8 protein-coding genes are annotated in these 8,144 nt (G+C 36.4%); 2 read left to right on the forward strand and 6 right to left on the reverse strand.

Annotation, left to right across the window (positions count from 1 at the left end):
- The coding region (gene prfA, locus IHO13_RS03355; RefSeq protein WP_225538276.1) for a peptide chain release factor 1 at positions 1–720 on the forward strand (720 nt) is incomplete at its 5' end.
- A 16-nt stretch (positions 721–736) separates the two neighbouring features.
- Here the strand turns inward: prfA and IHO13_RS03360 are convergent.
- Positions 737–1,900: a multidrug effflux MFS transporter gene (locus IHO13_RS03360; protein ID WP_225538277.1), complete on the reverse strand. Its 1,164-nt coding sequence runs from the start codon at positions 1,898–1,900 to the stop codon at positions 737–739.
- Between the two features lie 287 nt (positions 1,901–2,187).
- A complete protein-coding gene (locus IHO13_RS03365; RefSeq protein ID WP_225538278.1) occupies positions 2,188–3,243 on the reverse strand; it encodes an aspartate-semialdehyde dehydrogenase in 1,056 nt (351 codons plus the stop codon).
- Positions 3,244–3,380: 137 nt separating this feature from the next.
- Between IHO13_RS03365 and IHO13_RS03370 the strand changes: the two genes are divergently transcribed.
- The gene (locus IHO13_RS03370; RefSeq protein ID WP_225538279.1) at positions 3,381–4,175 is read left to right on the forward strand and encodes a hypothetical protein; all 795 of its coding nucleotides are present in this window, start codon (positions 3,381–3,383) and stop codon (positions 4,173–4,175) included.
- A 730-nt stretch (positions 4,176–4,905) separates the two neighbouring features.
- On the opposite strand, the gene IHO13_RS03375 is transcribed toward IHO13_RS03370, so the two are convergent.
- The 4 genes from IHO13_RS03375 to IHO13_RS03390 all read right to left on the reverse strand — a co-directional run.
- Positions 4,906–5,841, reverse strand: a complete 936-nt coding sequence (locus tag IHO13_RS03375; protein ID WP_225538280.1) for a hypothetical protein — start codon at positions 5,839–5,841, stop codon at positions 4,906–4,908.
- An 81-nt stretch (positions 5,842–5,922) separates the two neighbouring features.
- Complete coding sequence (gene ruvB, locus IHO13_RS03380; protein ID WP_225538281.1) at positions 5,923–6,903, reverse strand: Holliday junction branch migration DNA helicase RuvB; 981 nt, start codon at positions 6,901–6,903, stop codon at positions 5,923–5,925.
- Positions 6,900–7,481: a Holliday junction branch migration protein RuvA gene (ruvA, locus tag IHO13_RS03385; RefSeq protein WP_225538282.1), complete on the reverse strand. Its 582-nt coding sequence runs from the start codon at positions 7,479–7,481 to the stop codon at positions 6,900–6,902. Before ruvA ends, ruvB begins: the two co-directional genes overlap by 4 nt.
- A 135-nt stretch (positions 7,482–7,616) precedes the next feature.
- Positions 7,617–8,144: septal ring lytic transglycosylase RlpA family protein (locus tag IHO13_RS03390; RefSeq protein ID WP_225538283.1), on the reverse strand; the 528-nt coding region annotated here is incomplete at its 5' end.

The raw sequence follows: 8,144 nt of genomic DNA on the forward strand, positions 1-8,144 counted from the left end.
ACAGGAGGAGAAGAAGCGGCATTATTTGCAGCAATGTTATTCCGCATGTACCAAAAATATGCAGAAAGGAGAAATTGGAAATTTGAGCCAATAAGCATTTCCAGTACAGGTATAGGTGGCTATAAGGAAGCTTCTGCACTTATTAATGGCACAGAAGTTTTTGCAAGGTTGAAATTTGAATCGGGAGTACATAGGGTGCAGAGGGTACCAGAAACTGAATCCTCGGAAAAGCTGCACACCTCGGCAGCTACTGTTGCCATATTACCTGAGGTTGAGGAGGTCGATTTTACAATAGAGGAGAAAGACCTACGAATAGATGTTTACAGGTCCAGCGGCCCTGGAGGACAATCAGTAAACACAACTGACAGTGCAGTAAGAGTTACTCACCTGCCGACAGGAATGGTTGTAATACAGCAAGATGAAAAATCGCAGCACAAAAACAAAGCTAAAGCGCTCAAAGTATTGAGGGCAAGATTATACGAAATTGAAAGGCAAAAAAAAGAAACACAAAGATCAACAATGAGGAAAAGCCAAATAGGTTCTGGAGATCGTTCTGAACGCATAAGAACTTATAACTTTCCACAATCAAGAATAACAGACCATAGAATTAATCTGACTTCACATCGGCTAGAGCAAATTATAAAAGAGGGCGAACTAGACGAATTTATTGAGGCATTAATTTCATGCAACGAAGCAGAAAGGTTAGCGGGAGAGAGTTAAAGCCACAATAGAACAATTACACAGGATCTTTTAAAACCAATAAATAAACAGTAAGAATAAATGCTAGTACTGATGCAGACAAAACAAGAATAGCTGCACTGATTGCTTGACCACTGTAAACACAGCTCGTTAAGCCAATAAAAACAGCCATGATAAAAGATCTGATGAATGAAACTGCAGAAGAAGCTGTACCTTTAATTTCAGGGAAAACATTTAGTGACGCATTAAAAAGCACTGCCTGGCAAATTGCACAACCAACAACGAAAATAATCATTGATAGTGTTATTGAGTAGGGAAAATTGGGCATTACTATACTAAATATAACAAGCAACAAAGACCCGATAATAATCACACCTGCACCATAAATTACACACCTTATTGCCCCAAGTTTCTGCAAGATCCTGCCAGTAAATAGACTGACGAGTGAGAAGGACCCAACTATTGTACCTTGATGCAGTGCATAAATAGCGCTGGGCAAACCAAAAGTCTCCATGTATAAAAAAGGTCCACAAGTGATAAATGACATATAAGCAGCAGAAAAAAGGCTTATTACCAAAGACAGTGCTATAAATTTTGAACTCAATAATAGCTTTCCATAGTCTTTCATCATTTTTTTCAAATTAAAGATATCGCGGTCCTTTTTCGTTTCCGGTAACAGAAAAAGCAGCAAAACCCAGGAGATTAAACAAAGTATTGCAACACTTGCATAATTGCCGCGCCATCCCACAATTTCATTGATGAAACTGCCCAAAACCGGTGCAGCTGCCATGACAACTGTGAGAACAGAATTCATGATTCCGATAAACTTCACTGCTTCGTCGCCTTTATAGCTATCTGCAACAATTGCAAATACAACTACAGATGTGCTAACACCAATGCCTTGAATAAAGCGAGAAATTAAAAGCCAAAAAACTGAAGGTGCAAAAACACAGCCAACAGCACCAACGAGTAGCAGAGTGTTGCCTATTATCATAATTCTCCTTCTGCCATAGCATTCAGACAATGGACCAAAGAATAACCCTACTATGCAAAAACCTAGGAAATTGTAGGCAATAGTTAATTGAATTGTGCCTTCCGACACATTGAAATAGCGCACCACATCCGGAAAGCTAGGTACAGAAACATCGATTTCAATAAACTTGGCAATCAAAGATAAGATCAACAGAAAGGGTAGTAGCATTTAAAATTTTCAACTAATGGATAAAAGTATCACATCTAAAGCGTTTAGCAAAGAATATTTTTCATTACTTTACCAAAATTACTGGGAATACTCACGTAAAGAAGTAATGGAATCAAGATAGGATGGACACTAGCAAGAGAAATACAATAACCATACGCGTTAAATTAAGGGCAAATTTTCAAAAAGGAAAAACAATTTTTAGCTTATTGTCGGAAATGTTCAATATTGAAATTACTCTTCCCGCTGTTATTTTCCCTTAACTTGAGCATATGCAAAACATTCATGCATTACGTGCTGCCATTTGATGTACAGGAGCTACAGCGTTCCCTTGCCAAAATCTCGAGAATTTGCACTATATTTAGTGCTGCACCTTTGCGCAGATTGTCAGCCACTATCCACATGTTTAATCCGTGTTCAACGGTATTGTCTTTTCTAATACGCGATACATATACAGCGTCCTCTTGTACAACATCAATTTGAGTTGTATATTCGCCACCTTCGCGCCTATCATACACTAAAATTCCACTGTCTTCGGTTTCACTTAGCACTCTACGAGCTTGTTCTTCAGTTATAGGCTGATAAAACTCTACATTCACTGCTATAGCATGACCAATAAAAACTGGTACTCTCACGCAAGTTGAAGTCACTTTGATATCTTCACTTAAGATTTTTTTTGTTTCCTCTTGCATTTTCCATTCCTCTTTTGTGGAGCCATCTTCCATAAATTCTCCTATGTGAGGAATACAGTTAAATGCTATTTGCTTAGGAAATATCTCGGGTTTTTTGGTTTCATTCATAAAGATCTTTTTTGTTTGATGATAAAGTTCATCCATTGCTACTTTGCCCGCGCCAGAGGTCGATTGATAAGTTGAAGCAACAATTCTCTTTATTTTTGCTTTTTGGTGTAATAAGTGCAGTACTAGCAACATCTGTATTATAGTACAGTTTGGGTTGGATATTATGTTGTGGTTTTTGTATTCCATGATTTTTTCTTTGTTAATCTCTGGAATAACTAGTGGCACACCTTCTTTTATCCTGAAATGTAAACTGTTATCTATTACGATACATCCTGCCTCAGTTGCAATTGGCACGTACTTTTCAGAAACATGAGCCCCAGCACAGAAAATAGCTATATTGACTTCAACAAAGTCATAATCCTCAAGACATGAGACAGTTAGTTCTTCATCACCAAAACTCACTTTTCTTCCCTTTGATTTTTTTGATGCAAGTACGATAATGGAATCTATCGAAATTTTTTCTTCATCTTGAAACTCAGCAAGTATATTCAGTACCTCGCGTCCCACTCTTCCTGTCGCTCCAACAACAGCAATTTTGTGCCCCATATAGATGAACCTCTAACTTAAAGTTATATTATATTTTCACTGACAAAATTTACAATTGTTTTAACATTTTTACCTTGCAATTAACCATAATTTAGTTATTCTCATACAAGATTAGTAATATTATATGATAATGAGGAATGGGTAAAGAAAAACGCGACAAACTTACTAAACCTGATGCAGGTAAAGAAGAAAGTAAAGCCCAGTACGATGCAGGGGTTGATTATCGTAAAAACAGCGTGGCACGCGAGAAGCTCCTTACCGAAGTTGTGTATTCTTTGGTAGATGACTATCAGGGTTTTGATAAGGTGAACAAAAACCAGAAGCTTAAACAACTGTTTGATTTGATTAAAGAAAAGAAATTGACGTTTAGAAAAATCTTAGCAGACAATGGAGATGGGGAGTACAGACAAGAAAACAACCTAATAAAGAAAATTTTCAAACATGGTCTTACGAGTAAAAAGGCAAAAGAAGCGGATAAGATAATACAAAGAAAAATATGGGGGTTAGAAGGACTGGAACAGAATTTTAACGAATTGTTTAAGGTATTGGGGGAAAAAACAACCCCTGATTTTGAGAGCCAAGACAAAAAGCGTAATAGACAAGGGTTTAAGGAAACTTCAACACAGGACCATAGTAAGAAAAAAGAATATAAGTACTCAAAGCTAAGAAATTTCTTGAAATCAATACCAATTATAGGAAAGTTTTTGGCAAAAGTTTTCACACCCGAAAAAATAGAGATTATCAACAACCCCATATATGAAAGCAGGGAGGCATACGAAACATATAAAAGGTCACGAAACAAATACTATAGTGAAGTGAAAGATAAGGCAAAAACAATTTGCATGGATGGTAAGTACGAGAAAGGAGTAAGCAGTAAAGTTAAGCAGGGTAGTGTTGAATCAATCAAGTACAAGAAAAAGGAAAAGTCATGATTCATAAGTATCTTATCTAAAAAGCTCTAGCTGAGCTTTTGTTGCGTAGCGAGTGGAGTTATACCAATTCCCACTACACAGAAAGCTGACAGATGAAAGCGAAAAAAAGTTGTAGCGTTATCCAATAGAAACAAAAAAACCACTTAACAACCTTCGCTTACCCCCCTTATCATAATACTATGGGTGTTTTAGGCTTAAAATTTATCTTTAATCTCTGTATTAAGTGACAAAAGCACAGTATAAAACAAGGCGTGTTATGTTTTGTTCTTGCAGCATGGACACTACACGTCTTTATAAATTTTTGTCACATTAGCTGAGCCTTGCTTACTAAGCGGTATAAAGAAAGAACCGGACGCCAAATTTTTGAGAAGACAGTAAACAACTCATATCATGGGTTTTCTTTATCTTTTTTTTAATTAGTTAAAAATTAACTAATCTCATTTTTTTCCACAAAAAAATTGCTTAACAAGTTTTGAAATTCCCCTTATAATAACATTATGGGTGTTTATAATCCCAAGGTCAGCTACTTGCCAAGCGTATAAGGTATTACGCTAAGTTCTTAAATAGATATTGACCAGGGTTTTTTTTGCCTTTTTTCTATTTAGTAAGTTTCTTAAGTATAAAGGTTATACCAACTTTCGTTATCAAACAAGATACATAATAAATTGCCCAACCTCTAATTGCAGGGGAGCTTCTCAATTTACCATTGAGATTTGGTATGAAACTTCACTTACTTAGCTTGAATAGCAGGAGTTTGGTGTTGTTGTGGTATATCGACATCTGTCACACCTGTCGAAGGCTGTTGCAAAACTTTGATTGATTCAGAATTTTTTTGTTGCAATTGTGATGCTAATGCTTCGTATAAAAACTTTGCTTCATATTGCCTTCCCACTTTTACCTCTCTATGAGCAAGTAACTGTTCTTTAGTTACGTCATTGCCCTCAACAAGTTTTATGGAACCATCATCACTAATAAGAATTTTAACTTTACATTCTTTTCCTTCAACGTACCACTTTAGAGCCATTTGATATGACCCATTAGCCACTTCATAAATTCTTTTTCCATCATTATCAATCCGGCAACGTATTCCTCTTTTTTCAGATTGATTATCAGTAGGCAGCATCAATGTAATTGCTCTTACATGACATTTTTTGCACATATCACCACTTAGAATATCAACCATATTTATCTCTTTGCTATTATCACCCAACATAACTCTTACTGAAGGCTCAACAATACCATTTTCATTCATAGAAGCAAATTTGGCCTCTTTTAGTCTTATAAATTTTACAGTATTATTTTTTGCATTTTCAGATATCTCTTGCTTAATGCATTCAGCAACCTTGCCTCTAATGTCCTTACCTTTATATTTATTTTTACCCCGAGTAGTATACTTGTATGCACCATCACTATCTTTATGAACGTAAGGTTCCGGTTTTCTCTTATTAGTGGTATTAGTAGAAGGGTCGTTCTGCAATGCAAAGAATTTATTCCATGCTTTCTCATCATCAAGAACGACATATTTATTTTCGTCCTTATTTAGTGTTGACTTAGGCACACTTCGAACATTCAAGGTCGGATTATTATCAGAAAGATCGTTACTGACACTTAAATTAGGAGAAGTTTGAATTAAAGATACGGTTTCAGTACTATTACCAGTTGGCATATCTACCTACATTTTCAATGCACAATACCAGCATATAACATTACATCAACTAGTCAACAATAATTATGATAGAAGAGCTATTTAATATCGAAGACCCAAATACTCCTTTGCTTGATCGGTTAAAACACGTCCTCTTGGTGTGCGCTTTACAAAACTAATTTTTATTAAATAAGGTTCTACTGTTTCTTCAATATTGCCAGCATCTTCAGACAACGCAATAGATATGGTATCGATTCCAACAGGTCCTGAGGTGTTAAATAAAAATCTTAGATAATCCATATCTAATTTATTTAATCCCATCTTATCTATGCCCAATTTTGATAGCGCAGAGTCAGCAATTTCGTAGGTAATTTTTTTATCATCTTCCACTTCAACAAAATCTCTTATTCTTCTGAGTAACCTCAAAGCAATTCTTGGAGTACCGCGTGCACGGCAGGTAATTTCCCACATGGCACCCTCTTCGATTTCAGCAGAAAGGACTCTTGCACTTCTTTTTATAATATCAACCAATTCTTCAGAAGAATAAAACTCAAGGTGCAAAGGGATGCCAAAACGATCCCTCAGCGGTGCAGAAAGCAGTCCAAGTCGCGTTGTTGCTCCAATTAATGTAAATGGCGGCAAATCTATCCTTAAAGTGCGAGTGGATGGGCCTTCGCCTACCAGTATGTCCAGACAAAAGTCTTCCATGGCAGTATATAAGATTTCTTCAATGCTGCGATTTAACCTATGAATTTCGTCGATAAATAAGACATCTTTTGCATTTAAAGTGGTGAGTACTGCAGCTAAATCTCCAGCTTTGTTAAGTAAAGGACCAGAAGTTGCGCGAAAGCTAACCCTTAACTCCTTAGAGACGATTTGTGCTAAGGTTGTTTTGCCAAGCCCTGGAGGACCATGTAATAAAACATGATCTAAAGCTTCAGTTCTTGTCTTTGCGGCATTTATAAATATTTTTAAACTTTGTATTAAATCTTTTTGCCCGACAAAATCATCAAGTTGTTCAGGCCTGATATTTACATTACGCGCATCTTCAGCACATTCTTTGCCACATGATATTGACTTCATAATGTTGAAAGCTCCTTAAGTGCCATACGAATAATCTCTTTAGTCTCCAGGCTCGGTGATTCATACTGTATTTTTTTTATTGTATCATAAACTCTCATTTTTTCATACCCGAGGTTGATCAAAGCTGAAACAGCGTCCTCTCTAATTGTATGGAAATTGCCGTTATTTATTTCTAATTTACTCACTTTGCCACTCAGTTCTGTAATAATTCGATTAATGAGTTTCAGGCCAAGTCTACTTATCTTGAGCGTTACTTTATCTTCATTCATAATCGCCAAAAATAGCTGCTCTGGGGTCAATTTACTCAAAATTGACATCGCAGTTTTATAACTAACGCCGCTTACTTTAACAAGCAAGCGCAAGCACTGCTGTTCTTCTCTGCTTATGAAACCATATAGCTGGGTAATATTTTCTCTATTATTTGTATAGGTTTCAATAAGCAATTTGATTTTACTTCCAGTGGAGCATGCATTTAAGGTTTTGGCTGAAAGGTATACCATATAGCCAACATCATTTACATTCAGGACTATATGATCGCTATGGACTTCGTCGACTATTCCGCTTAGGTTTCCTATCATTTTCAGTACTGTATAGAGTTCAGTTTAAAAACTCCTGAATTCTAGGTCAAGTATTAGCCTGAGATGTGTGATCTTACCTTTTTGAATTTATACGCTTACAGTGCTCCAGAATCTAACCTTCACACCCTCTATACACTACTTATAACTCACCTTCACACAATATCGGTCGTTCTTAAAAAGCAATCTAACATTTTTTATTCCTTGATTGCGAAGCTTTGATGCAGCTGATTTGGCAGCCTGAGCATTTTCGAAAAATGCAACGTATCCCCTACTTTCTGCACTGTTTTGCTTTGGGTGACGTTTTTGCATTTCTTTTTCATACTGCTTTTTATAATGAGGAGCTTTTTGTACTAATCGTTCTGACATTTTCCTCAGATACTGAACTTTTACTTTTGCAAGCCCAGATTTATGGAATCCTAAAATTTTTGCTGCTTTTTCTGAAAGATCTATTACTCTACCCTTAACAAATGGCCCTCTATCGTTAACCCTTACCACAAGTTTCTTTCCGCTTTCTAGGTTAGTGACAAGAACAAAGCAGGGTAGAGGCAAAGTCTTGTGCGCTGCGGAAATTAAGTTACGGTCAAACACTTCACCGTTTGCTGTAAGTGTACCATGATCTTCCATCCCATACCACGATGCTACTCCTATTTCCTCGTAATGGTT

This window comes from Wolbachia endosymbiont of Mansonella perstans (assembly GCF_020278605.1).
GTDB lineage: Bacteria > Pseudomonadota > Alphaproteobacteria > Rickettsiales > Anaplasmataceae > Wolbachia.